Here is a 23,118-nt window from a genome sequence, read left to right as displayed (position 1 = left end):
GATGATGCGGCGCCTCCCCCCGATCGCCCTTTTCCTGACGGCGCTGCTCGCCGCCCCTGCGGCCCACGCGCAGTGGGCCCCCTTGGGCGAGGAGGGGGAGGAGGAGACCTCCCTGGAGGAGGTGGATCTCGGACCGGCGCCGGCCCGGCCGGAGGCCGCCGAGGGCGAGCGCGAGGCGCGCCCCCGGGGGCGGCGGGGGCTGCGGCCCCTGGGGAGCGTGGTGATGGGGATCTGGGCCCTGGGGTCCCCGAAGCGGGAGAGCCCGGCCCTCGCGCCGGGCCTGGCCGGCGGGGGAGGGGTGGCGCTGGGAAGCCTGCGCCTCCAGGCCTGGGGGCTCGCCAGCTGGCACCGCCGGAGCACCTCGGTGCTCACGGTGCGCCAGATCCTGCTGGCGGCGCAGGGCTCGATCTCGGTGCTTCTGCGGCTGGGAGAGGCTGATCTCGAGCTGGGCGGCCTCGGCGGGGTGGCGCTGGGCTCCACCCTCCAGCGCGTCGAGGCGGGCGGGGTTCAGACCGAGACCAGCACCAGCCTGCGCCCCGTCTTCGGAGGCCGGGTGCAGCTGGCCTGGCCCTGGACCCGGGCCGAGCCGGTGGTCGAGCTGCAGGTGCTGCGGCGGGGCTGGGTCACCGACGTGGTCCTCGGTTTCGGCTTCCGCTGGGGCGGCGGCGAATAGACCGGGCCGCCTCCCGTCGGAGCGCTGCGGAGCCGAATGAGTCCCTGTGATTACAATCACAGAGATTTCGAGGCCTTGGACTCATATTGGATATCGCCGGTGATGCTTGACGGGACCCGATCCAAAGAGGTCTGATCACTGTCGAGTACAAAGAGAACGCTAGTGGGACACATCCGGAAAGGAGTTCCGCATGATGATGCGAGGGCGGGTCGTCGTCGCTTTGATGAGTCTTACCCTGGGGGTTGGCCTGTCGAGCTCGGCGGTAGCGGAGAAGGGTCAAGTCGACTGGAGCAACCGGGTGGTCAAGGCTACCGGTAAGGGGGCTCCCAACCTCAAGGCGGCCAACATCACGGTCGCCCGCCTGGGGGCCGAGAAGGCCGCCAAGCTGGATGCCATGCGGAACATCCTCGAGACCCTCGAGGGGGTCGAGGTCACCGGCGGTGAGAGCGTCGGTGGGATCATCGAGTCGAACTCCTCGGTGAAGGCCAAGGTCCAGGGCGTGCTGCGCAACTTCGAGGTCACCGCGACGCGCTACTTCTCGGACGGCGGCGTGGAGGTGGACGTGGAGATGAAGCTCGACGGCGAGCTGGCCTCTGCCGTGATCCCGGCGAGCGCCACCCCGAAGGGCGCCTGCGCGGGCGGGACCACCGGCCTGGTGGTGGACGCCAAGGGTACCGGCGTCGTGCCGGCGCTGGCGCCGCGGGTCCTGGATGCCTCCGGCAAGGAGGTCGCCGCCTCCGCGCTGCTGGAGCCCGGCGCGGCCGCCGACCGTGGCGTCGCGGCCTACGCGAAGTCCGTGGACGAGGCGAAGTCGAACGCCCGCGTCGGCTGCTCGCCGCTGGTGGTGAAGGCCACCGAGGCGAAGGGCAGCGACGTCGTGCTGGCCATGGACGTGGCCGGCAAGGTCCGCGGAGCCGCCAAGAGCGAGCCCTTCCTCTCGGAGGGGCGCGTCATGATCGTTACTGACTGATGAGCGCCAAGAAAAAGGAGCAAAGAGGATGAGAAGCCTCGAAAAGCAGGTCTGGACGGTGGTGGCGCTTGCAGTCACCACGATGTTCTCGGTTCCGGCCTTCGCCGAGAAGGCCGCGGAGCAGACGGTGGAGAGCACCGGTGAGGCCGCCATCGTGGCGGGCAACGTGGAGGCCGCCAAGCAGAAGGCGAAGCAGTACGCCCTCCGGGACGCGGTGGAGAGGGTGGCCGGCACCTTCGTCACGGGCATCTCCGAGAGCAAGGACTGGATCGCGGTCCGCGACGAGGTCAGCGCCCAGAGCGGTGGCTACGTGAGCGGCTGGGAGCCGGTCGGTGCGCCCTCCTGCGATGCGGCGAGCTGCAAGGTGACCCTGAAGGTCACCGTGTCCAAGGGCAAGCTGCGCGATCGCCTCGATCGCATCGGCCTCCTCATCCAGAAGCAGCGCTACCCGCGCGTGCTCCTGATGGTCGCCGAGCAGAACGCCGACTCGCCGAAGCCGAGCTACTGGTGGAACGCCGAGGGTGGCGCCGCCGGTCCGAGGCCGCAGGTCTTCGAGAACGCCCTCATGGACTACCTCAACAAGACCTACGTGGGTGAGGGCAAGACCGTGAAGACCCGCAAGGGCGACGAGGAGTGCGGCTCGCCCAAGGCCACCAAGCGCAAGGAGTGCTGGGAGCCCCTGCCGGCCAACCTCCAGTTCCGCTTCTTCGACTACACCTCCCTCGCCTCCCACCCGCTGGTCGCGGGGCTCAAGGGCGAGAAGGTCTCCGACGACGTGCTGGCCAAGATCGGCGGCCTGACCGACGCCGAGATCATCGTCTACGGCACGGCCACGGCGATGGTGCCCAAGAACAACCTCAAGCAGATGTGGAACTCGGACTCGCTGGTCGCCTCCCACGCCTCCGGCTCGGTCCGCCTGATCGACATCCGCACCGGCGCCGTGCTCACCACGGCCTCCGGCGACGGCAACGGCACCGCGGTCTCCCCCGACCTGGCCGGCAACTGGAGCTTCCAGAGCCTCGCCCGCTCGCTCTCGGTGAAGATCAAGCAGGGCCTGGCCGACACCTGGCAGAACCAGGAGAGCGGCTCCTGGGTGAAGCTCGACGTGAGCGGCGTGTCCTCCTACGGCGACCTGATGAAGTTCAAGGGTCTGCTGCAGGACGGGATCACCGGCATCAGCTCGGTGCAGCAGCGCGAGTTCGCCGATGGAAAGGCCAAGCTCGAGGTGCAGACCACGGCCAGCGCCGAGGACATCGCTGCTGAGCTCTCCGCCAAGAAGCTGGGGCCCTTCTCGGTCGCCGTGATGGGCGTGAAGCCCGGCGCGCTGACCTTGAAGCTGGAGAAGTAGTCGAGGGAGTCGAGGGGTGAGCCGATTGCCAATCCTGCTCCTGGGCGGCCTCGGCCTCCTCGGGGGCCTGGGCGGATGTGCGGGAGCGCAGAGCCCCGCCTCGGCTGACCCCCCGGCGACCCCGCTCCCCGTCACCTCCGGGGAGGCCGCCCCGGCGGCCCTCCCCATCGAGATGCCGGCCCCGGGCCGGGGCAGGATCCGCCTGGCGGTGCAGCCCACCGAGGCGGAGATCGAGCTGGACGGGGTGACCCAGGGCCTGGGCTCGGACTTCATCGCGCCCGCCTACCTCGAGCTCGATCCCGGGACCCATCGCATCGAGGTTCGCCTGACCGGTTACGAGACCTACCGCGCGGAGGTGCACGTCGCTGCCGACGTGACCGAAACCATTCCCGTGAAGCTCCGGCGTCTTCCGGCGATGCCCGAGGGATCGGACGAAAAGGACAAGGAGACAGCCCCATGAAGGCTCGAATCGACAGCCGCCATATCGCGCTCCTCGTGGGTGCGATCTCTCTCGCCACTCTGGCCTCGGTGAGCATCACCTCGGCCTTCGCGGCCGACGAGCCGGCGGCGGCTCCGGCGGTCGAGGCCGCGGGTGAGGTCACCTTCCGGGAGGGCCGCGCCTTCCGCTACTTCGGCAAGGACCAGAAGAAGGCCCTCAAGAAGGGCGAGTCGGTCTTCGCCGGCGACAAGGTGAAGACCATCGGGAACTCCAAGCTCGAGATCAAGCTGGGCGACGGCTCGATGGTGCGCCTCGGCCCCAAGAGCGAGGCGACCATCAAGGAGGCCGCCTTCATCGACGGCGGCCGCAAGGTCTCGGTGGGGCTCTCCCTCGGCAAGGCCTGGACCAAGGTGACCAAGGCCTTCGGGGCGGACAGCAAGTACGAGATCACCACCGACAACGCCGTGGCCGGCGTCCGGGGCACGACCTTCCGGGTCAACGCCAACAAGGACAAGTCGACCCTCGTGCGGGTCTACAACGGCGCGGTGGCCGTCGCCGGCATGCGGCCGATGTACCAGACCCACGAGACGGGCGAGAAGCGGCAGGAGGTCGCCGGTCCCCAGCAGGTCTCGAAGGACCAGTGGGAGAAGCTGGTGGGCGAGATGATGTCCATCAAGATCGGCGCCAACGGCCTGCCCGCCGAGCCCGAGGAGTTCGCCGCGGCCGACGAGGCGAAGTCCGCCGAGGCCGCGTGGGTCGCCTGGAACCAGAAGCGCGACGCGGCGCTGGCTGGCGAGTAGGGCGCTGCCGCGAGCGCGCACCCTGGGAGTGAAGCGGGGTGTGTGCCTAGAATCGGCGCGTGACGAAGAAGAAGGTTCGCAGGGCCGAGGTGAAGGCCGAGGAAGCCCCGGTCGAGGTGAAGGCCGAGGAGGCTCCGGGCGCGGAGGGGCAGGCGGCGGACGCCGAGGCGGATGCTGAGGCTGAGGCGGATGCTGGGGTCGAAGGGCCGCGGGAGGATCCGGCGGTCTTCCTGGGGCTGAAGCGGAGGATGCTCTGGGGGCTCGGGGTCCTGGCGGCGCTGGCCGCGCTGGTCTACCTCGCCTCCCTGGTGCGCTCGGTGGCGGTGCCCCTGCTGGTGGCGTTCATCATCGCCTACCTCCTGGATCCGGTCGTGGACCGCTTCGAGGCACGCAAGGTGCCCCGCACCTCGGCCATCGTGATCCTCCTGGCCTCCTTCCTGACGGTCCTGGCCCTCCTGACCCTGCTCATCATCCCCCAGGTGGTCGCCGAGTTCGGCCAGGTGCCGGGGAAGGTGAGCCTGCTCTTGACCCGGGCCGATCCCTACCTGCAGGAGCAGCTCGGCCTCGAGCTGCCCGCCAGCCTGCGGGAGCTGGTGACCAACACGGTGGGGCAGCTCCAGTCCACCGAGCTCAAGGGCCTGGCGGCGCCGGTCGGGCGCGTCCTCCAGGGGCTCTTCGGGGGCACGGTCAGCCTGCTGGCCTCCCTGGCCGGGCTGCTCATGATCCCGGTCTTCGCCTTCTACCTGCTGCGGGACTTCGACCTCATCGTGGCCCGGATCCGCGAGCTGCTCCCGGCCGCCTACCGCGAGCCGGTCTCGGCCCGCTTCCGGGACATCGACGGGGCGATGAGCGCCTTCGTCCGGGGCCAGCTCACGGTCTCCTCGATCCTGGCCCTGCTCTACACCGTCGGCTTCTGGGCGGTGGGGCTGCCGCTGGCCACCCTGGTGGGGATCTCGGCCGGCCTGGGGAACATCGTCCCCTACCTGGGGACCGCCGTCGGGTTGATCCTCGCCACCTCGCTGGCCATCCTCGACTGGCACGGCTGGGGCCCCTTCCTGGCGGTCTACGCCGTCTTCGGGGTGGTGCAGTTCCTCGAGGGCTGGGTGATCACGCCTAAGATCGTAGGCGACTCGGTGGGCCTCTCGCCCTTCGTGATCATCGTGGCGGTGCTGGTCTTCGGGGAGCTCTTCGGCTTCTTCGGCGTCCTGGTGGCGGTGCCCCTGGCCGCGATCCTCAAGATCCTCCTGAAGGTGGTGCTCGACTTCTACCGGGAGTCCGAGTTCTACCGCGAGGCCTGAGGGCCCCGTGCGCAAGGTCAAGCTCGTCGTCTCGGACTTCCACCTCGGCACGGGCCGCTACCGGGCCGACGGCACCCGCAACTACCTCGAGGACTTCTTCTTCGACGAGAAGTTCGTCGAGTTCCTCGAGTTCCACCGCACCGGCGAGTTCCACGACGCCGAGGTGGAGCTGGTGATCAACGGCGACTTCTTCAACCTGCTGCAGCTCAACGAGGTGGCCCGCCAGGAGGACCTCTTCACCGAGGAGGTCTGCCGGGAGCTGCTGCGGCGGGTGCTGGACGGCCACCGCAAGCTCTTCGACGCCCTCGAGCGCTTCGCCAGCGTGCCGCGCCGCTCCATCGCCTTCGTGATGGGCAACCACGATCCGGGCCTCCTCTTCGACTCGGTGCAGGCGCTGCTGCGCGAGCGGCTGGGGGAGCGGGTGAGCTTCCACCTCGACCACCTGCGCTTCGACGCGGTCCACATCGAGCACGGCCACCGCTGGGACGTCCTCAACGACTTCGACGCCAGCCGCCTCTTCCTCACCCGTGGGCTCCCCGAGCCGGTCGTGAACCTGCCCTGGGGCGCGCACTACCTGATCCACGTGATGGCCGTGGAGAAGGCCCAGCGCCCCTACATCGACAAGGTGACCCCCTTCCGGCGCTTCCTGCGCTGGGCCGTCTGGAACGACACCCGCTGGCTGCTGCGGCTGGTCCGGCGCTCCTTCGCCTTCCTCCTGCACTCGATCTTCACGCCCAAGGCCCACCGGCGCTTCCGCTTCCTCGAGCTGGCCGGGAAGATCCTGCGCTACAGCGCCTCGCCCAGCCTGGAGCGGGAGGCGGCGCAGCTCCTCGAGGCGCAGCAGTGCGAGATCGTGGTCTTCGGCCACACCCACCACGCCCTCTTCCGGGAGTACCCCGGGGGGCGCACCTACCTGAACACCGGCACCTGGAACCACGTCACCAGCCTCGAGATCGAGCACCTGGGGCGGCAGGTGAAGCTGACCTACGCCCTGCTGGAGTGGAGCGAGCGCCACGAGCGCTGGGATCCGCACCTGCGGGAGTGGAAGGGCTACCACCGTGAGGTCGAAGAGCTGCATCGCTAGCATCGGCTGCGCGCTGCTCCTCACCGCGCCCGCCGCCGGGTGGGCCGGGGAGGACGAGGCGCGGGAGGCGAAGGAGCCGCCCCGGCGGGGGCTGCCCCTGGAGGTCGAGCGGGGAGGGCGCCTGCCCGAGGTGCCCCGGCCGCCGCCGCCCCGGCCCGAGCCGGAGCGGGAGGCCATCGAGGCCCTGGAGCTCGACCTCGGCCCGATCCCCCGGATGGTGGTCCTCGGAGAGGACGATCCCTCGGCCACCTGGAAGCAGGCCGCGGCGATCCCGGGCGTGGTGCTCGCGCTGCACCTGCCGCGCGGAAACATGATCCGGCCGGCGCTGCTGAACCGGCTCCGCGCGCACCCCGCCGTCCACCTCTGGCTGGAGATGCCGCTCTTGCCCGTGCACGTGAAGCAGCTGGAGGGGTTGCGGGGCCTGCGAGGGATCACCCTGGGAGTGGATCCCGGGGAGGACGAGGCGGCCCGCGTGGGGCTGGGGCGGCTGCCGCCGACCCGGGTGCGGGTCTGGCTCCGGGGGGCCACGAGCCCGGAGCGGCTGCGCGGCTGGGGGTCGCGCCCCCGGGATCAGCTCCTGGTCCAGCAGGCGCCGGAGGGCCTCTCGCCCGAGGCGTTGGCGCTCCTCGTGGCCCGAGGCGAGGCGGGCGCCGCGCTCTGGATCGGCGAGCGAGGTGCTGCGCCCGCGCGCCTGCCGGCCATCGATCCCCTCGGAGTGCTCCTCGACCTCCGGGAGGCGGGGGGCCGCCCCGTGGCCCTCTGGCCGCAGGAGCGCGCCTACGTGGACCTGCTGCTCGGGTCCGGGCTGCAGGCCGCGACCCTCCGGGGCCTGAAGCGGCAACCCGATGGGCTCCGCCTCACGCTCTGGCTCTCGGGGGCTCGTCGCAAGGAGGCGCGGCGGGCGCTGGAGCTCCTGGAAACGACCCTCGGAGATCGAAAGCCTCGTTGACACCCGGGCGGCGCGAGCATAAATCTCCCGTCTCGCAGTACGGATACAGGCGCGTAGCTCAGGGGTAGAGCGCTACCTTGACACGGTAGAGGTCGGTGGTTCGAAACCACTCGCGCCTACCAAGAGAACGCCACGGCCCACGCAAGAGGGTCGTGGCGTTCGTGTTCGTGGAGCAGGATGGCTCCAGCAGCCGCAAAGGAACGAAGCGATGAGCAGCGAAGTGAAGGTCTCCCTCCCAGACGGCAGCCAGAAGCAGGTCGCCGCCGGCACCCCGGTGTCCGAGTTTATCCGGGAGCAGATCGGCGAGGGTCTCCTGCGCGCGGCGCTCGGCGCTTCCCTGGACGGGGTCGAGGTCGACCTCGGCGCGCCCATCGAGAAGGACAGCGCCCTGAAGATCTTCACCTCCCGGGACGAGGAGGGCCTGATGCGGCTGCGCCACTCGGCGGCCCACATCCTCGCCTCGGCGGTGCAGCGCCTCTTCCCCGGCGCGGTCTTCGACGACGGCCCGGCCACCGAGATGGGCTTCTTCTACGACATCGGCGGCGTGGATCCCTTCACCCCCGAGGACCTCGAGAGGATCGAGGAGGAGTGCAAGAAGCTCCTCAAGGAGGGCGCGCCCTTCGTGAAGCGCTCTTGCGGCCGCGAGGAGGCCCTGAAGTGGGTCGAGGAGACGGGCCAGCGCTACAAGGCCGCGATCATCGAGCGCCTCCCCGAGGACGCCGAGATCTCCTTCTACAAGCACGGCGAGTTCGAGGACATGTGCCGGGGCCCGCACCTCTCCGACACCGGCAAGATCAAGGCCTTCAAGGTGCTCTCGGTGGCCGGCGCCTACCAGGGCGGCCAGGAGGGCAACGAGCAGCTCCAGCGGATCTACGGCACCGCCTTCACCGACAAGAAGGAGCTCAAGGCCCACCTCGAGCGCCTCGAGGAGGCGAAGAAGCGCGACCACCGCAAGCTGGGCAAGGAGCTCGACCTCTTCTCGGTGGACGAGAAGGTCGGCGGCGGCCTCATCCTCTGGCATCCGAACGGCGCCCTGATCCGCAAGCAGATCGAGGATCTCTGGCGGGACGAGCACCTCGCGGCCGGTTACGACCTCGTCTACTCCCCCCACGTCGGCCGGGCGACCCTCTGGGAGACCAGCGGTCACCTCGACTTCTACAAGGAGGGGATGTACCCGGAGATGGAGCTGGAAGGGCAGAGCTTCTACGCGAAGCCGATGAACTGCCCCTTCCACATGATGATCTACAAGCACGGGCACCGCAGCTACCGCGAGCTCCCCCTGAAGTTCGCCGAGCTCGGGACGGTCTACCGCTACGAGCGCAGCGGCACCCTCCACGGCCTGATGCGGGTCCGCGGCTTCACCCAGGACGACGCCCACCTCTTCGTGGCCCCCGAGAACCTCGAGGAGCAGGTCGTCGACGTGGTGAACTTCTGCCTCCAGATCCTGCGCACCTTCGGCTTCAGCGAGTTCGAGGCCTACGTCTCGACCATGCCCGAGAAGGCCGTCGGTGAGCCCGAGGAATGGGACCGGGCCACGAAGGCCCTGGAGAAGGCCGCCACCGCGGCGGGGCTCGACTACAAGATCGACGAGGGCGGCGGCGCCTTCTACGGCCCGAAGATCGATCTGAAGCTCAAGGATGCCATCGGGCGGACCTGGCAGTGCTCGACGGTGCAGTTCGACTTCAACCTCCCCGAGCGCTTCGACCTGGAGTTTGTGGGGAGCGACAACGCCGCGCACCGCCCCTACGTCATCCACCGGGCCCTGCTGGGCTCCATCGAGCGCTTCGTGGGCGTGCTCACCGAGCACCACGCCGGGGCCTTCCCCTTCTGGCTCTCTCCGGTGCAGGTCGGGATCGTCACCATCGCCGACCGCCACCTCGAGGCCGCCCTGGCCCTGGCCGCCGACCTGAAGGCCGCCGGGATCCGGGTGAAGGTCGATGAGGCCTCCGACAAGATGAACGCCAAGATCCGGCGCTTCTCGCTCCAGAAGGTGCCGGCGGTGCTGGTCCTGGGCGACAAGGAGGTCGAGGAGGGCGGGGCCAGCTTGCGCCTGCGGGGTGGGGCGGACGAGGGCTTCCTCGCCCGAGAGGCCCTGGTCGAGCGCCTCGCGGCCGCCGCCCGGCGCCCGAAACTGGGGGAATCTGCCCCGGAGTTGCCCTGAAACGAAAGATCCGGCCCCTGCGCCGCTTGACAGCGCAAGCCGCTTGAGTATCGTTCGCGGCTTGCCGCTCCCGCCGCCTCGCGGTGGGGCAAGAGAGACCCTTCCAGGAGGATGTCAGCCATCCGACGATTCAGACGGTTCGACCGCGAACGAAATGCCGATCGAGGTCCCCGGATCAACATGAGAATTCGCGCCCGCGAGGTGATGGTCGTCGGAGCCGACGGCGAGAACCTCGGGGTGATGCCCACGGATATTGCGCTCAAGCGAGCCGAGGACGCCGGACTCGATCTCGTCGAGGTCGCCCCGGAGGCTCGGCCGCCCGTCTGCAAGATCCTGGATTTCGGCAAGTACAAGTACCTGCAGAAGAAGAAGCAGGCCGAAGCCAAGCGAAATCAGACCCATCAGGAGCTCAAGGAGGTCAAGCTCCGCCCCAAGACCGACGATCACGACTACGACTTCAAGCTGAAGCACGTGCGCCGCTTCATCGAGGCGGGCGACAAGGTCAAGGTCACGATCATGTTCCGGGGCCGGGAGGTCATCCACAAGGACATCGCCATCAAGCGCCTGCAGACCGTCGCCGCCGCGGTGGACGATCTCGCCAAGGTCGAGGCGTCGCCGAAGATGGAAGGCCGAACCATGCACATGATCCTGGCCCCGAAGGCCGCCCAGCAGAGCGGATGGAAGACCTCCAAGGGATCGAGCAGCGAGAAGACCAGCGAGAAGCCCGCCGAAAAGAAGAAGGTGGAGGTCGAGAGCCAGGGTGAGCAGCCCGAGGCACCGGCCGCCGCCGAGACGAACTAGCGAAGGAGTAGGAACGATGTCGAAGTTGAAGTCGAACCGGGGAGCCGCGAAGCGGTTCAAGATCCGGAAGTCGGGCAAGGTGAAGTTCAAGCATGCGCACACCCGTCACATGCTGACCTTCTCCAAGTCCCAGAAGCAGAAGCGGAACCTTCGTGGGACCTCCACGATGGCCGATCCGGACGCCAAGCGCGTCCGCAAGGAGCTGCTCCCCTACGGTTAGGGAAGCTGCTCCCCCCAGCAGTAACCAACAAAGTCGGTGAGCCCCGAAGAACGGGGTGAAGCCGCTCCCGGGCGAGGCGAGCGCCGCCATCGGACCGGGGCGAAAGGAGTCTCGAGATGAGAGTCAAGAGCGCAGGAGCTCAGCGGCGGCAGCGTCGCAAGCGGATTCTGAAGAACGCCGAGGGCTTCCGGGGTCGCCGGAAGAACACCATCCGGCGTGGCCAGGAAGCGGTCGACAAGGCCCGCGAGAACGCCACCCGGGATCGGAAGCAGCGCAAGCGCCACTTCCGCGCCCTCTGGATCGCCCGGATCAACGCCGCGGCCCGCCAGAACGGCACCACCTACAGCCGCCTCATCGCCGGCCTCAAGCATGCCGGCATCGAGGTCGACCGCAAGGTGATGGCCGAGATCGCCTACCACGACGCCGAGGGCTTCGCCGCGATCGTGGCGGCCGCCAACCTCGAGCAGTAGCCATGTCGGGTGAGGGCTCCCCGGAGCGGCTCATCGGGGATCTGGAAGACGCCGAGCGGCGCGCCGGCGAGGAGCTGGCGCGCTCGCTCGCCGAGGCGAGGCCTCTCGAGGCGGTCGAGTCCGTCCGGGTGGGCTACCTCGGCAAGAAGGGCGAGGTCAGCAAGATCCTCAAGGCCATGGGGAAGCTCTCGGCCGAGGCCCGGCCCCAGGTGGGGCAGGTGGCCAACCGGGTCCGGGATGCCATCACGGCCGCGGTCGAGTCCGCCAAGGACGACGCCCGCCGCCGGATGCTCGAGGCCGAGGTCGCGGGCCCGCCCATCGACGTGACCCTGCCCGGGCGGCCGGTCCACACCGGCGCTCGGCACCCCGTCATGAGCACGATGGAGGACCTCGTCGAGGTCTTCCGGCGGATGGGCTTCCAGGTCGCCGACGGCCCCGAGATCGAGGGCGACTTCTACAACTTCGAGGCCCTGGGCATCCCGGCGGATCACCCCGCCCGGGACATGCAGGACACCCTCTTCGTGGACGAGGCCCACCCCGCCGCGGCCCTGACGGCCGGAGGCGGCCGGGGCCCCGAGCCCGGGAAGGTGCTGCTGCGGACCCACACCTCGCCGGTGCAGGTCCGCACCATGCTCCGGCACCCGCCGCCGATCCGGGTCATCTGCCCCGGCAAGGTCTACCGGCGGGACTCGGACGTCACCCACACCCCGATGTTCCACCAGATCGAGGGGCTCTGGGTGGAGGAGGGCATCACCATGGCCCACCTCAAGGGGACCCTCGAGCGCTTCGCCCGGGTCTTCTTCGGGGAGGAGACACGCATCCGCCTGCGCCCCTCCTACTTCCAGTTCACCGAGCCCTCGGCCGAGGTCGACGTGACCTGCACCCTCTGCGAGGGCAAGGGCTGCCGCACCTGCTCGGACACCGGCTGGCTCGAGATCCTCGGGGCAGGCATGGTCGACCCCGGCGTCTTCGCCCACGTGGGCTACGACCCGGAGAAGGTCAGCGGCTTCGCCTTCGGCATGGGCGTCGATCGCATCGCGCTCCTGCGCCACCGGGTCGAGGACCTCCGGCTCCTCTTCGACAACGACCTGCGCTTCCTGGGGAGCTTCGCCCGATGAAGATCGTCCACGGCTGGTTGCAGCAGCTCGTCGACGGCGAGCTGCCGGAGGCCAACGCGCTCGCCGAGCTCCTCACCAACGTCGGGCTCGAGGTCGAGGAGATCGAGCGCCCGGGCGAGGGCCTGCGCGGGATGATCGTCGGCGAGGTCCTCTCGGTCGAGAGGCACCCCGACGCCGACAAGCTCTCGGTCTGTCAGGTGAGCGACGGCTCCGGAACCCAGACCGTCGTCTGCGGCGCGCCCAACGTGCGGGCCGGGATGCGGGTCGCCTTCGCGACCCCCGGCGTGACCCTCCCCGGCGGCCTGGAGATCGGCGCCCGCAAGGTGCGGGGCGTGCCCTCGGCGGGCATGCTCTGCTCGGCGAAGGAGCTCGGCCTCGGCGACGATCACAGCGGCATCATGGATCTGGCCGCCGACGCGAAGATCGGCGGCTCCCTGGCCGCCGCCCTGGGGATGGACGACGTCGTCTACACCCTGGGCATCACGCCGAACCGCCCCGACGCGCTCTCCCACCTGGGCGTGGCGCGCGACGTGGCCGCGGTGCTGGGCGTCCCGCTGCTCTCGCCGAGCTCGGTGGTCCCCGAGGCGGGGCAGGGCGCCGCGGAGCTGACCCGGATCGAGATCGAGGCCCCCGAGGGCTGCCGGCGCTACGCCGCCCGGATCATCGAGGGCTTGAAGATGGGCCCCTCGCCGGCCTGGATGCAGGCCCGCCTGCAGCTCTGCGGCGTGCGCCCGATCTCCAACGTCGTCGACGTGACGAACTACGTCCTGATGGAGCTCGGCCACCCGCTCCACGCCTTCGATCTGGATCACCTCCACGAGGAGCGGATCCGGGTGCGCTGGGCCGGGGAGGGGGAGCGCTTCACCACCCTCGACGGAGTCGAGCGGGTGCTCGATCCGGCCGACCTCCTCATCGGCGACGCCGATCGGGGGGTCGCCCTGGCCGGCGTGATGGGCGGCGAGCTCTCCGAGGTGCGGGACAGCACGACCCGGGTGCTCCTCGAGAGCGCCCACTTCGAGGCGACGGTCATCCGCCGCACGGCCCGCCGCCACGGGCTTCACACCGAGGCCTCCCACCGCTTCGAGCGGGGCGCCGATCCCCTCATGGTGCCGGTCGCCGCCGACCGCGCCGCGGCCCTCTTCGCCGAGCTGGCCGGGGGCGAGGTCGCTCCGGGGCTGGTGGACACCCAGGCCCGGCCCTACGAGCTGCAGCGGGTCACCCTGCGGCACGGGCGCGTGGAGCAGGTGCTGGGGACCCCCGTGAGCCTCGAGCGGCAGCACGAGATCCTCGGCCGCCTCGGCTTCGAGTTCGCCGAGACGAAGGAGGACCGCACCGAGCTGCTCGCGCCCTCCTTCCGCACGGAGATGTCGCGGGAGATCGACCTGATCGAGGAGATCGCCCGCATCGAGGGCTACGGCATCATCCCCTCGCTCCTGCCCCCGCAGGATCGGCCGATGGCGGCCATCGAGGCGCACGATCCCACCTCCGCCGTGCTGCGGCGGCTGCGGGAGGCAGCCCTGGCCGCCGACGCCAGCGAGGTGGTGAACTACAGCTTCCTCGCGCCCGAGCTGGTCGCGGCCCTCGACGGCGCCCGGCAGCCGATCCGGATCACCAACCCCCTCTCCAGCGAGCAGTCGGTGATGCGGACCATGGTGAGCCAGAGCCTGCTGACCAACCTGCTCCTCAACCGGCGCTTCCTCGCCGAGCGGGTCCGCCTCTTCGAGCTGGGCCGCGCCTACCTGCCCGCGAGCGCCCCCGGCGAGAGCACCCGCGAGCCCGAGCGCTTCGCCGTCCTCTTCTGGGGGCCGCGATCCGAGCGCGGCTGGTCGGTGGAGGAGGCCGCCAGCGACTTCTACGACCTCAAGGGCGTCCTCGAGGCCGCCGCCCGGCTGCTCGCCGTGGCCAGGCTCGAGGTCGTCGCCGCCGCCGAGGCCCACCCCTGGCTCCACCCCCGCACCGCCGCCAGCGTCCTGCTGGGGGGCGAGGCCATCGGCTGGATGGGAGAGCTCCATCCGCGCATCGCGGGTGAGCTGGATCTGCCCCGGGGCGTCATGCTGCTCGAGGTCGACGTGAAGCCGCTCGCCGCGGCCGCGCACCTCCTGGCCAGCGCACCCTCCCTGCCGCGCTTCCCTCCGCTGCTGCGGGATCTCGCGGTGGTGGTGGACGAGGCCCTCCCGGCCGCCTCCCTCCTCGCGCTCCTGCGGGCGCCCCTGCCCGCGGCCGAGGAGCTCGGGGTGCGGATCGAGGACGTGCGCCTCTTCGACGTCTACGCCGGCGAGCAGGTCGGGGAGGGGAAGCGCTCCCTGGCCTTCTCCCTCAAGTTCCTCGCCCCCGATCGCACCCTGAAGGACGAGGAGGCCGACGCCCTGCAGGCAGCCCTCCTCGAGCGGCTGCAGGCCGAGGCCGGCGCCCTCCTGCGGGGCTGATCCGGCCTGAACCGGAGCCCTGCGGGGTCTCTTGGCTCCAGCCCGCGAGCCGGGCTAGAGAAGAGAGCCTGGTCGAAAACTCGGGGGTGGTGATCGCTCCCGAACATCCCTTCGGGAGGAGAACGCATGACCACTCCGGATCAAGGAATGCCGCAGGAAGCCGCCCCCAGCGGGTCGGGTGGAGGCAACGGTATCGCCATCGCAGGCCTGGTGATCGCGATCATCGGGCTGATCCTCTTCTTCATGCCCTTCGCGGGCCTGGGCGCCGCGGTCGTCGCGCTCATCCTCTCGATCATGGGGGTGAAGAAGGCCGGGCAGGTCGGGGGCGCCGGCAAGGGCGCCGCCGTGGCCGGCATCGTCATCGCCATCCTCGGCATCCTGGCCGGTGGCGCCACCACCGCCTGCACCGTGGCCTGCGGCGCCGCCGCCGCCGGGCAGGCCGCCAAGATGGAGTCCGCCGCCAAGGAGGCCGGCTACAACTCCTTCGAGGAGTGGCAGCAGGCCGAGCCCGAGGCCGCGGGCGCCGCCGCCGCCGAGGCCGCCCTGGGCAGCATGGAGGCCCTGGGCGTCGACGTCGGCGAGATGCAGCGCGAGATGGAAGCCGAGATGAAGCGTCAGCAGGCCGAGATGGAGGCCGCCGAGGGCGGCGATGACGAAGTCGGCGGAGACGAGGGCGAGGGAGACGAAGAGGTCGAGTAGCCTCCCGGCTGCTCGCTTCGACTGTCCCTCGTGATGGTGCGCCGCCGCCGGGCGGCGCACCCTCTCCTCGGACCTTGCACCCGGTCCTCTTCAGCTTCGACAACCCGGTCACGGGTGCGTCGCTGCAGGTTACGACCTACGCCGCGCTGATGTTCCTGGGCGTGGCGGCGTCGATCGGCCTCTCGTCGTGGCTCGCCCGCAGGCGCGGGCTCCCCGCCTTCGACGTCTTCGCCGCGGGGGCCATCGCCTTCGGGGTGGGCTTCCTCGGCGCGCGCCTCGCCTTCCTGCTGCTGAACGGCAAGCCGGAGGGCGTGCCCTGGTCGGTCTTCCTCACCACCAGCGGCGGGCTGGTCTGGTACGGGGGCTTCGCGGGCGGCGCGCTCGGGGCGCTGCTCTACCTGCGGGGTTACCGCATCCCCCTGCTGCCGATGATCGAGATCGCCGGACCGGGCCTGGCCCTCGGCCACGCCTTCGGCCGCCTCGGCTGCTTCACCGCCGGCTGCTGTCACGGCGCCTTCGCCCCCGACGCGGCGCTCACGGTGGTCTTCCCTCCCGGGGGGCTCGCCCCGCCGGGGATCCCGCTCCACCCGGTGCAGCTCTACGAGGCGGGCGCGCTCCTGCTGCTCTCGGGCGCGCTCCTCGTCCTGCACCTTCGCCTCGGCGAGCGTTGGCGGGAGGGCACGACCTTCGCGCTCTACCTCGGAGGCTACGCCGTGCTGCGCTTCTTCACCGAGATGCTGCGCGACGACGACCGGGGCGGCTTCCTCGCCGGGCTCTCGCCGGCGCAGTGGACATCGATCGTCCTGCTCGTCCTGCTCGGGGCGGCCCTCATCTGGGTGAGGAAAAGTGCGGACGATAACGACATGGTTGTCAAGGCGTGACCGATGTGATCCACAAGGAAGCCTGATTGACACGCACCCTGGGTTGTGGCGCAATGAACCGGCGCCTACCGGGGAGGAGTGAAGCGGATGACGAAGGCCGACATCGTAGAGAGCGTCTACAACAAGGTTGGATTCTCCAAGAAGGAGAGCGCCGAGATCGTCGAGCTCGTCTTCCAGACCATGAAGGAGACCCTCGAGGCGGGAGAGAAGATCAAGATCTCCGGCTTCGGGAACTTCATCGTCCGCGAGAAGAACGCGCGCATCGGTCGCAACCCGCAGACCGGTGAGGTGATCGAGATCTCGGCGCGGCGGGTGCTCACCTTCCGTCCGAGCCAGGTCCTGAAGAGCGCGCTCAACACCTGACGACCGTGGCACTACGACCGAGGAGCGCGACGGTTGCAGCCGATGCCCAGGCCCACGAGGCCGAGGGCACCCCCTCCCGGGCGGAGGCTCGCCGGGAGAGCGCCGCCCCTGCGCCGGACGTCGGCCCGGAGGCGGCCGAGGCGAGGGAGGGCCACCGGGCGATCCAGATCCCCGACCGCCGCTACTTCCGCATCGGCGAGGTGGCCGATCTCCTGGGCGTCCGCCCGCACGTGCTGCGCTACTGGGAGACCGAGTTCAAGGAGATCAAGCCGCAGAAGAGCCAGCGCAACCAGCGGCTCTACCGGCGGCGGGACGTCGAGGTCCTGGTGGCGATCCGCAAGCTGCTCTACGAGGAGCGCTTCACGATCGCCGGGGCCCGCGAGCAGCTCAGGAGCCTCCTCTCCCAGGGGGAGCTCGAGACCTTCTCGGCGCCCAAGGTGCCGCTGGCCCGCCTGGACCTCGATCGGCTCGAGGGCCTGCGCGACGGCCTCTCCGATCTCCTGGCGCTCCTGGACCGCCGGGAGGCCGATCTCGACGCCCTCGAGTGAGTGCGTTGACACCGGGGTGCCGCCCCCGCTAGAAAGCGTCCTTCCATAACGGGACGTGGCGCAGCCTGGTAGCGCACTTGCTTGGGGTGCAAGTGGTCGCTGGTTCAAATCCAGTCGTCCCGACCATGAGCGCCCCCGGGGTTTCGACCCCGGGGGCGTTCGCCTTTTCTCCCCCGAAGATCGCGCACCGCAAGATGGTCAAACGTCTCTACGACTGGGTCCTGAAGTGGTCGGGCACCCGCTACGCCGTGCCGGCGCTGGCGATCCTGGCCGTCGCCGAGGCCTCGTTCTTCCCGATCCCGCCGGACGTCCTGCTGATCGCGATGGCCTTCGCCCTGCCGCGGCGCGCCTTCTGGTACGCGGGCGTCTGCTCGGTCGCCTCGGTGCTCGGCGGCGTCGGCGGCTACGCCATCGGCCGGGGGTTGATGGATGTGCTCGGCTGCCGCCTGGTGGCCCTCTACAAGGGGCAGGCCACCTTCGACTGGCTGGCCGGCTCCTTCGCCAAGTACGACTTCTGGGCGGTCTTCGTCGCCGCCGTCACGCCCATCCCCTACAAGATCTTCACCATCACCGCCGGGGCGATGGAGATGGATCTCGGGACCTTCGTCGGCGCGAGCGCGCTGGGGCGCCCCGCGCGCTTCTTCGCGGTGGCCCTGCTCATCTACCTCTTCGGGCCCGTGGTCCGGCGCTTCCTGGAGAAGTACTTCAACCTGGTCGCCACCGTCTTCGTGGTGCTCCTCATCGGTGGGTTCGTCCTGATGGGGACCCTGGGCAAGCACGAGGAGAAGGAGAGCGAGGCCGCCCCCGCGTCGCCCTACGCCCGCATCTGCGGTGCGGGGGAGGAGGCCGCCGCCGCCGATCCCGGGCCTGCCCAGCCGGGCGGGATCGAGGTAACGTCCCCCGCGCCATGAGCGACTTCAAAGACCTGATCCGCGACGTCCCCGACTTCCCCAAGCCGGGCATCCTCTTCAAGGACATCACGCCGGTCCTCGGCGACCCCGAGGCCTTCGGGCAGGTGATCGATCGGCTGGCCGACCTGGTGAAGGACCGGAAGATCGACAAGGTCGCCGGCATGGAGGCCCGGGGCTTCATCTTCGGCTCGGTGCTGGCCCTCCGCCTCGGCGTGGGCTTCATCCCGGTGCGCAAGAAGGGGAAGCTCCCGGCCGCCTCGGTGAGCGTCACCTACGATCTGGAGTACGGGACCGACACCCTCGAGATGCACGAGGACGCCCTCGCCGAGGGCGAGACCGTCCTGGTGGTGGACGATCTCCTCGCCACCGGGGGCACCGCCGCCGCGACCGGCGAGCTGATCGCCAAGGCCGGCGGGAAGGTCGACAGCTACCTCTTCGTGATCGAGCTGGACTTCCTCGAGGGCCGCAAGAAGCTGGGCGGCGAGGTCCACTCCCTCGTCCACGTTTGAGGCACCCTCTGGCGCTCGGCGCGACCTCGCGCTAGAGGAAGAGCCACGGCCCCGTAGCTCAGTCGGATAGAGCGGCGGTTTCCTAAACCGTAGGCCACAGGTTCGAGTCCTGTCGGGGCCGCCATTTTCCTCTCTCGCCCTTCGCGGCGGCTTGTCGGGGCGACCATGTCGAAGGCACTTCGCAAGAGCGCGGTCCCCGCCGCGGTGCTCGGGGTCCTCGAGCGCCTCGAGGAGGTGGGCCACGAGGCCTTCCTGGTCGGCGGCGCGGTCCGCGATCTGCTGCTGGGGCGGGGCGCGGCGCAGTTCGACTGGGACGTCGCCACCTCTGCCCGCCCGGAGGCCGTGATCGAGGCCTTCCGCCGCCGCTCCCGGGTGATCCCCACCGGGCTGGAGCACGGGACGGTGACCGTCCTCGCCGGCGAGGCCAGGCTCCACGTCGAGGTGACCACCTATCGGGGGGAGGCCGGCTACAGCGACGGCCGGCGCCCCGACGCGGTGGCCTTCCTCGAGCGGATCGAGGACGACCTCTCCCGCCGGGACTTCACAGTGAACGCCCTGGCCTGGAGCCCCCTGCGAGACGAGCTGCGCGACCCCTTCGGGGGCCAGGCGGATCTCGCGGCCGGGGTCCTGCGCGCCGTCGGCGATCCGGTGCGCCGCTTCGGTGAGGACGGCCTGCGCCCCTTGCGAGCGGTGCGCTTCGCCGCGGTGCTCGGCTTCACGGTCGAGGAGGAGACCCTCGCCGCGATCCCGGGGAGCCTCCCGGTCTACGACCGGGTCGCCGTGGAGCGCCTGGCCCAGGAGCTGAAGAAGCTCCTCCTCGGCCCGGAGGTCGCCCGCGGCCTCGCGCTCCTCTTCGAGACCGGGCTCTGGCGCCGCCTCGTCCCCGGGGAGGCGGCGGCGGACGAGGCGGAGGGCAGGGCGCTCTTCCTGGAGCGGGCCTCCCTGGGGACCCTTCCGGCCGAAGAGCTCGCCCGCTGGGCGGGCTTCCTGGCCCCGGCCGGCCCCGACCGCGCCCGGGAGGTCCTGGAGGGGCTGCGCCTCTCCCGGGCCCTGCAGCGGGAGGTGGGGACGGTCCTCGAGGCGCACCAGCTGGGCGCTCCGGGGCCCCAGGACGGCCCCTCGCTGCGCCGGCGCCTCGCGGTCCTGGCGGGGCAGCCAGGGGCGCTGGAGCCCCTCTGTGAGGCCCTGGCGGCCCTCCTCGCGAGCGAGGGGGCAGGCGAGGCCGCCGGAGCCCTCCGGGCGGAGCTGGCGCGCCGTCCGCCCCTCGTGCCGGGGGATCTCGCCCTCTCCGGGCGGGAGGTGATGGCGCTGCTGGGGGTGCGCGGCGGCCCGGTGGTGGGCCAGACGGTGCGGGCGCTCCTGGCCTGGGTCCTGGAGGATCCCGCCCGGAACACCCCCGAGGCCCTCAGGGCCAGGGTGGAGGAGTCCTCCACAGGCGGGCTCCAATAAGCCATTGTAGGACGGGCACTTACAGCTCTGTTGTTAAAGCTGTGGATAAGTTGGCGGGAACCTTGGGGAGAAGTGCCCGGGCTCCGGGGACCTCTAGACGCCGAGCTTGGCCTGGAGGATGAGGCGCGCGAAGGCGTCGCCGAGCTCCTCGGCCAGCCGCTCGAGCAGGTCCCGCCGGACGAGCACCGGCCGCTCGTCGATGGTGTCGCCGTAGAGGAGCGCCACGGTCTTCTCCCCCACGTCGACCGGGAAGACCGCAAGGTGCCTCGGCGGAGTGACCATCAGCTCGGTGAGGGTCTCCCGGGTCTTGGTGGGGGGCGGGCCGATGAAGGGACGGCGGGTCTCGATGACCTCCCAGAGGAGGGAGGGCTGCGCGGCCTCGATCTTCAGGACCTCGAGCTGCCCCGGTTGCAGGTCGCCGCCCGCCAGCCAGCCCGCGAGGGTGCGGCCGCGGCGGGTGAAGATGGCGGCCCGGGGGAAGCAGCGGGCGAGGAAGAGGATCGCCGCCTCGCCGACCTCGTCCCGGTCCTCACCGGTGCGCAGGCGGGTGATGGCGAAGTCGAAGTCCTCCTTCAGGTCCGGGCCCTCCACCGGCCGCGGAAGCTCGATCCGCGGGGCCGGGGCGTCCACGGCGGGGCCCGTGGCCTCCGGGGGGAGGCCCGGAGCCAGCCGGGCGAGGGGCATCGCCACCTCCTGGGGCGCCACCGGGGTCGGGGCCGGGGGGAGGGGAGCGAGGCGGGGCGGCTCCGGCACGGGCTCGGGGATCGGCTCCGGCACGGGCTCGGGGATCGGCTCCGGCGCCGGCGTCTCGGGGACCGGCGGGGAGAGGGGCCCGGCCGCGCTCCAGGTCGGCGGCGGAGGGGGCGCGCGCAGCCCCCCGGGGGGAGGAGGCGGCGCCGGGGCGGGGGCGGGCGCCTCCTCGGCGACCAGCACCGCCTTCTTCTTCGGGATGAACAGCGGCGTGGTCTCCTCCGAGGCCTCCACCGAGGTCACCGCGATCTCGTCCCGGCGCCGGGTGAGCGGGATGGCCCCTGCTTCGTCCGGGGAGGGCGGCTCGGCGACCGGAGGGGCTCCGAAGAGCTCGGCCAGCTCTCCGCCCGCCGGCTCGAGGACCTCCAGGTCCACCATGCTGCCGCTGGCGGAGGACTCCCGCAGGGAGGCCGGCACGGGGTCCAGGCCGGGAGGCGGCGCCGGGGGCACCGGGAAGTCGGCGGCCGCCGCGCCGAGGCGGATCGCGAGCTGGCTGCCGTGGTAGCGGTCCAGCGCCTCGGCCAGGCGGCGGGGATCGGTCACCCCGACCTCGACCCGAGCGCCGGAGATCTCCGAGAGGACCTGCAGGGCGAGGGGCTCGAAGGGATCGGCCAGGACCACCGTCAAGCGATCCCCCTGACTCGCCACGGGCAGGGCCACCCAGCGGACGGCCACCGGGGCGGGGATGCGCTGCACGAGGCCCTCGGGCAGGCCGACCAGCTGCATGGGCGGGTGCAGCGCGACGCCGGCCGCCTGGATCGCCCGGGCGATCCGATCCCCGCTCGCGCCCCGCTCCAGGAGCGCGAGCACCGCGGAGCGACCGGTGGACGACTCGACGCGGGAGACGTCGTCCCAGACGGAAGACGTGACGATGCCTGCCGAGATGAGGATCTCCCCGAGGCGCCGCGATGCCATGAGCACATCTTGTTCGGGCAGCCCGGGGGGCCTGTCAAGTAATGGCCAGTGCTCGCGCCAATGGGATAGCCTTGGCCGCGACGTGCCCTCCAGGATTCTCTACATCGGGGCCGAGAACGAGCACCATGCTCTGGCCCGGCGACTGCTCCGCGAGGACGGTCATGACTTCCTCACCGAGACGAGCGCCAGGGGTGCGACCGATCGCGCCCTGGAGATGAGCCCCGACCTCATCCTGGTCGACCTCGAGGACTGCGGCGAGGACCCCGAGCCGCTGGCCTCCCGGATCCGCTCCAGCCCCGGGCTGATGCAGGTGCCGGTGATCGCGCTCGGGCGCCACGAGGTGCGCGAACGGATGCTCTCCCTGGGCTGCGACGGGGTGATCGAGCCCCCCCTGAACCCGACCACCTTCGCCCGGACGATCGGCCAGTACCTGCGCGGCCACCGCGAGCGGGTGCGCCCGGCGGTGCGCAGCCGCGAGCTCGAGGCCTTCAGCCGGGAGCTGGTCGACCGCCTGGAGGCGAAGGTGGCCGAGCTCACCGCCGCGAACGTCCGCCTGCGGCGGGCGGACGAGGTGAAGGTGCGGGTGCTGGAGAACGTCTCCCGGGAGCTCGCGGCGCCCCTGACCCCGATGGTCGCGAACCTCTCCCGCCTCCTCTCCGGCCAGCTCGGCCCGATGGTGCCCCGGCAGCGGCGGGTGCTGGGCGCGGTGGATCGGGACCTCGCCCGCCTGGCCACGACGGTCTCCCGGGTGCTGGACATCGCCTCCTTCACCGACTTCCGACCCACCGAGGACCCCGCGCCGGTGGACCTCAACGAGGTCTGCCGGGCCGCGGTGCGCACCCTGGAGTCCAAGGCCCGCTCCCGGCGTGTCTCCCTGGACCTTCACCTCCCGGCGAAGCCGGTGCGGGCGCGGATCGACGGCAAGCTCCTGCGGCAGGCCGTCGTGAACGCCGTGGATCACGCGGTGGCCTTCGTGCCCCGGGGCGGCTTCGTCCTGGTGGCGGTGGAGCCGCAGGCCGTGGGCACCCAGGTGCGGATCTACGACTCGGGCCGGCCCCTCGACCCCGGCGAGCGCGCGAGCCTCTTCGATCCCTTCTCCGGTGCGGGTCGCAGGGACGGCGACGGCCACCCGGCGCTCTCCCTGGGGTTGGCGCTGGCCCACAAGATCGCCACGGCCCTCGAGCTCGAGGTCTGGGCCGAGAGCCCCCCCGAGCACCACCCCGGGGACGGCCACGAGTATCCCGGCGTCTGCATCGCGTTCTCGTTGCCGCCCACGTTGACGGAAGGCCTCTCGGCTCGCTAAGGCCGGGGCGGTTCTCACCTGCGAGCGAGCACG

At 70.9% G+C, this 23,118-nt stretch carries 22 protein-coding genes, 3 tRNA genes and 1 pseudogene; 25 read left to right on the top strand and 1 reads right to left on the bottom strand.

All coding sequences use genetic code 11. From position 1 onward, the window contains the following. The first annotated feature begins 1 nt into the window (after window position 1). The 24 genes and pseudogenes from P1V51_10715 to P1V51_10600 all read left to right on the top strand — a co-directional run bounded on the left by P1V51_10715 (window position 2) and on the right by P1V51_10600 (window position 20,117). Window positions 2-673: a hypothetical protein gene (locus P1V51_10715; GenBank protein MDF1563507.1), complete on the top strand. Its 672-nt coding sequence runs from the start codon at window positions 2-4 to the stop codon at window positions 671-673. Window positions 674-971: 298 nt separating this feature from the next. Then, window positions 972-1,643 (top strand): hypothetical protein, encoded by a 672-nt coding sequence (locus P1V51_10710; protein ID MDF1563506.1) that lies wholly within the window; start codon window positions 972-974, stop codon window positions 1,641-1,643. Between the two features lie 28 nt (window positions 1,644-1,671). Further along, window positions 1,672-2,991, top strand: coding sequence for a hypothetical protein (locus tag P1V51_10705; protein MDF1563505.1), 1,320 nt, complete (start codon window positions 1,672-1,674; stop codon window positions 2,989-2,991). 16 nt (window positions 2,992-3,007) lie between these two features. Further along, window positions 3,008-3,451 (top strand): PEGA domain-containing protein, encoded by a 444-nt coding sequence (locus tag P1V51_10700; GenBank protein MDF1563504.1) that lies wholly within the window; start codon window positions 3,008-3,010, stop codon window positions 3,449-3,451. Beyond that, window positions 3,448-4,230 (top strand): FecR family protein, encoded by a 783-nt coding sequence (locus tag P1V51_10695; GenBank protein MDF1563503.1) that lies wholly within the window; start codon window positions 3,448-3,450, stop codon window positions 4,228-4,230. Before P1V51_10700 ends, P1V51_10695 begins: the two co-directional genes overlap by 4 nt. 59 nt (window positions 4,231-4,289) lie before the next feature. Beyond that, window positions 4,290-5,528: an AI-2E family transporter gene (locus tag P1V51_10690; protein MDF1563502.1), complete on the top strand. Its 1,239-nt coding sequence runs from the start codon at window positions 4,290-4,292 to the stop codon at window positions 5,526-5,528. A 7-nt stretch (window positions 5,529-5,535) separates the two neighbouring features. Beyond that, the gene (locus P1V51_10685) at window positions 5,536-6,612 is read left to right on the top strand and encodes a metallophosphoesterase (GenBank protein MDF1563501.1); all 1,077 of its coding nucleotides are present in this window, start codon (window positions 5,536-5,538) and stop codon (window positions 6,610-6,612) included. After that, window positions 6,587-7,561, top strand: a complete 975-nt coding sequence (locus P1V51_10680) for a hypothetical protein (protein ID MDF1563500.1) — start codon at window positions 6,587-6,589, stop codon at window positions 7,559-7,561. Before P1V51_10685 ends, P1V51_10680 begins: the two co-directional genes overlap by 26 nt. Before the next feature lie 47 nt (window positions 7,562-7,608). Beyond that, window positions 7,609-7,683, top strand: a tRNA-Val gene (locus P1V51_10675). A gap of 86 nt (window positions 7,684-7,769) precedes the next feature. After that, complete coding sequence (gene thrS, locus P1V51_10670; protein ID MDF1563499.1) at window positions 7,770-9,722, top strand: threonine--tRNA ligase; 1,953 nt, start codon at window positions 7,770-7,772, stop codon at window positions 9,720-9,722. 111 nt (window positions 9,723-9,833) lie between these two features. After that, a pseudogene (gene infC / locus P1V51_10665) lies at window positions 9,834-10,391 on the top strand (translation initiation factor IF-3). Between the two features lie 148 nt (window positions 10,392-10,539). Further along, complete coding sequence (gene rpmI, locus P1V51_10660) at window positions 10,540-10,743, top strand: 50S ribosomal protein L35 (GenBank protein MDF1563498.1); 204 nt, start codon at window positions 10,540-10,542, stop codon at window positions 10,741-10,743. Between the two features lie 116 nt (window positions 10,744-10,859). Then, entirely contained in the window at window positions 10,860-11,213 is a 354-nt protein-coding gene (gene rplT, locus P1V51_10655; protein MDF1563497.1) for a 50S ribosomal protein L20, read from the top strand. 2 nt (window positions 11,214-11,215) lie between these two features. Then, entirely contained in the window at window positions 11,216-12,331 is a 1,116-nt protein-coding gene (pheS, locus tag P1V51_10650; GenBank protein ID MDF1563496.1) for a phenylalanine--tRNA ligase subunit alpha, read from the top strand. Then, window positions 12,328-14,757, top strand: a complete 2,430-nt coding sequence (gene pheT / locus P1V51_10645) for a phenylalanine--tRNA ligase subunit beta (GenBank protein ID MDF1563495.1) — start codon at window positions 12,328-12,330, stop codon at window positions 14,755-14,757. The genes pheS and pheT overlap by 4 nt, the downstream gene beginning before the upstream one ends. Window positions 14,758-14,967: 210 nt before the next feature. Continuing rightward, complete coding sequence (locus tag P1V51_10640; protein ID MDF1563494.1) at window positions 14,968-15,456, top strand: hypothetical protein; 489 nt, start codon at window positions 14,968-14,970, stop codon at window positions 15,454-15,456. 74 nt (window positions 15,457-15,530) lie between these two features. Continuing rightward, window positions 15,531-16,337 (top strand): prolipoprotein diacylglyceryl transferase, encoded by an 807-nt coding sequence (locus P1V51_10635; protein MDF1563493.1) that lies wholly within the window; start codon window positions 15,531-15,533, stop codon window positions 16,335-16,337. An 87-nt stretch (window positions 16,338-16,424) separates the two neighbouring features. Then, the gene (locus P1V51_10630) at window positions 16,425-16,700 is read left to right on the top strand and encodes an integration host factor subunit alpha (GenBank protein ID MDF1563492.1); all 276 of its coding nucleotides are present in this window, start codon (window positions 16,425-16,427) and stop codon (window positions 16,698-16,700) included. A gap of 5 nt (window positions 16,701-16,705) precedes the next feature. Continuing rightward, window positions 16,706-17,248 carry a MerR family transcriptional regulator gene (locus P1V51_10625; protein MDF1563491.1) on the top strand — a complete coding sequence of 181 codons (543 nt, stop codon included), beginning with the start codon at window positions 16,706-16,708 and terminating at the stop codon, window positions 17,246-17,248. 49 nt (window positions 17,249-17,297) lie between these two features. Further along, a tRNA-Pro gene (locus P1V51_10620) sits at window positions 17,298-17,374 on the top strand. Between the two features lie 68 nt (window positions 17,375-17,442). Then, window positions 17,443-18,159, top strand: coding sequence for a DedA family protein (locus tag P1V51_10615; protein MDF1563490.1), 717 nt, complete (start codon window positions 17,443-17,445; stop codon window positions 18,157-18,159). Then, window positions 18,156-18,668 (top strand): adenine phosphoribosyltransferase, encoded by a 513-nt coding sequence (locus P1V51_10610; GenBank protein ID MDF1563489.1) that lies wholly within the window; start codon window positions 18,156-18,158, stop codon window positions 18,666-18,668. Before P1V51_10615 ends, P1V51_10610 begins: the two co-directional genes overlap by 4 nt. A 47-nt stretch (window positions 18,669-18,715) precedes the next feature. After that, window positions 18,716-18,792: transfer RNA gene (locus tag P1V51_10605), tRNA-Arg, on the top strand. Window positions 18,793-18,833: 41 nt separating this feature from the next. Next, window positions 18,834-20,117, top strand: a complete 1,284-nt coding sequence (locus P1V51_10600; GenBank protein ID MDF1563488.1) for a tRNA cytidylyltransferase — start codon at window positions 18,834-18,836, stop codon at window positions 20,115-20,117. 93 nt (window positions 20,118-20,210) lie between these two features. On the opposite strand, the gene P1V51_10595 is transcribed toward P1V51_10600, so the two are convergent. Then, a complete protein-coding gene (locus P1V51_10595) occupies window positions 20,211-21,782 on the bottom strand; it encodes a hypothetical protein (GenBank protein ID MDF1563487.1) in 1,572 nt (523 codons plus the stop codon). Between the two features lie 82 nt (window positions 21,783-21,864). Between P1V51_10595 and P1V51_10590 the strand changes: the two genes are divergently transcribed. Then, complete coding sequence (locus P1V51_10590) at window positions 21,865-23,085, top strand: hybrid sensor histidine kinase/response regulator (protein MDF1563486.1); 1,221 nt, start codon at window positions 21,865-21,867, stop codon at window positions 23,083-23,085. Window positions 23,086-23,118: the final 33 nt, after the last annotated feature.

Source organism: Deltaproteobacteria bacterium (genome assembly GCA_029210625.1).
In the GTDB taxonomy this organism is placed as follows: domain Bacteria; phylum Myxococcota; class Myxococcia; order SLRQ01; family SLRQ01; genus JARGFU01.
The sequence above is the reverse complement of the archived record's forward strand: the minus strand, read 5'-3'. Positions and strand labels throughout refer to the sequence as shown.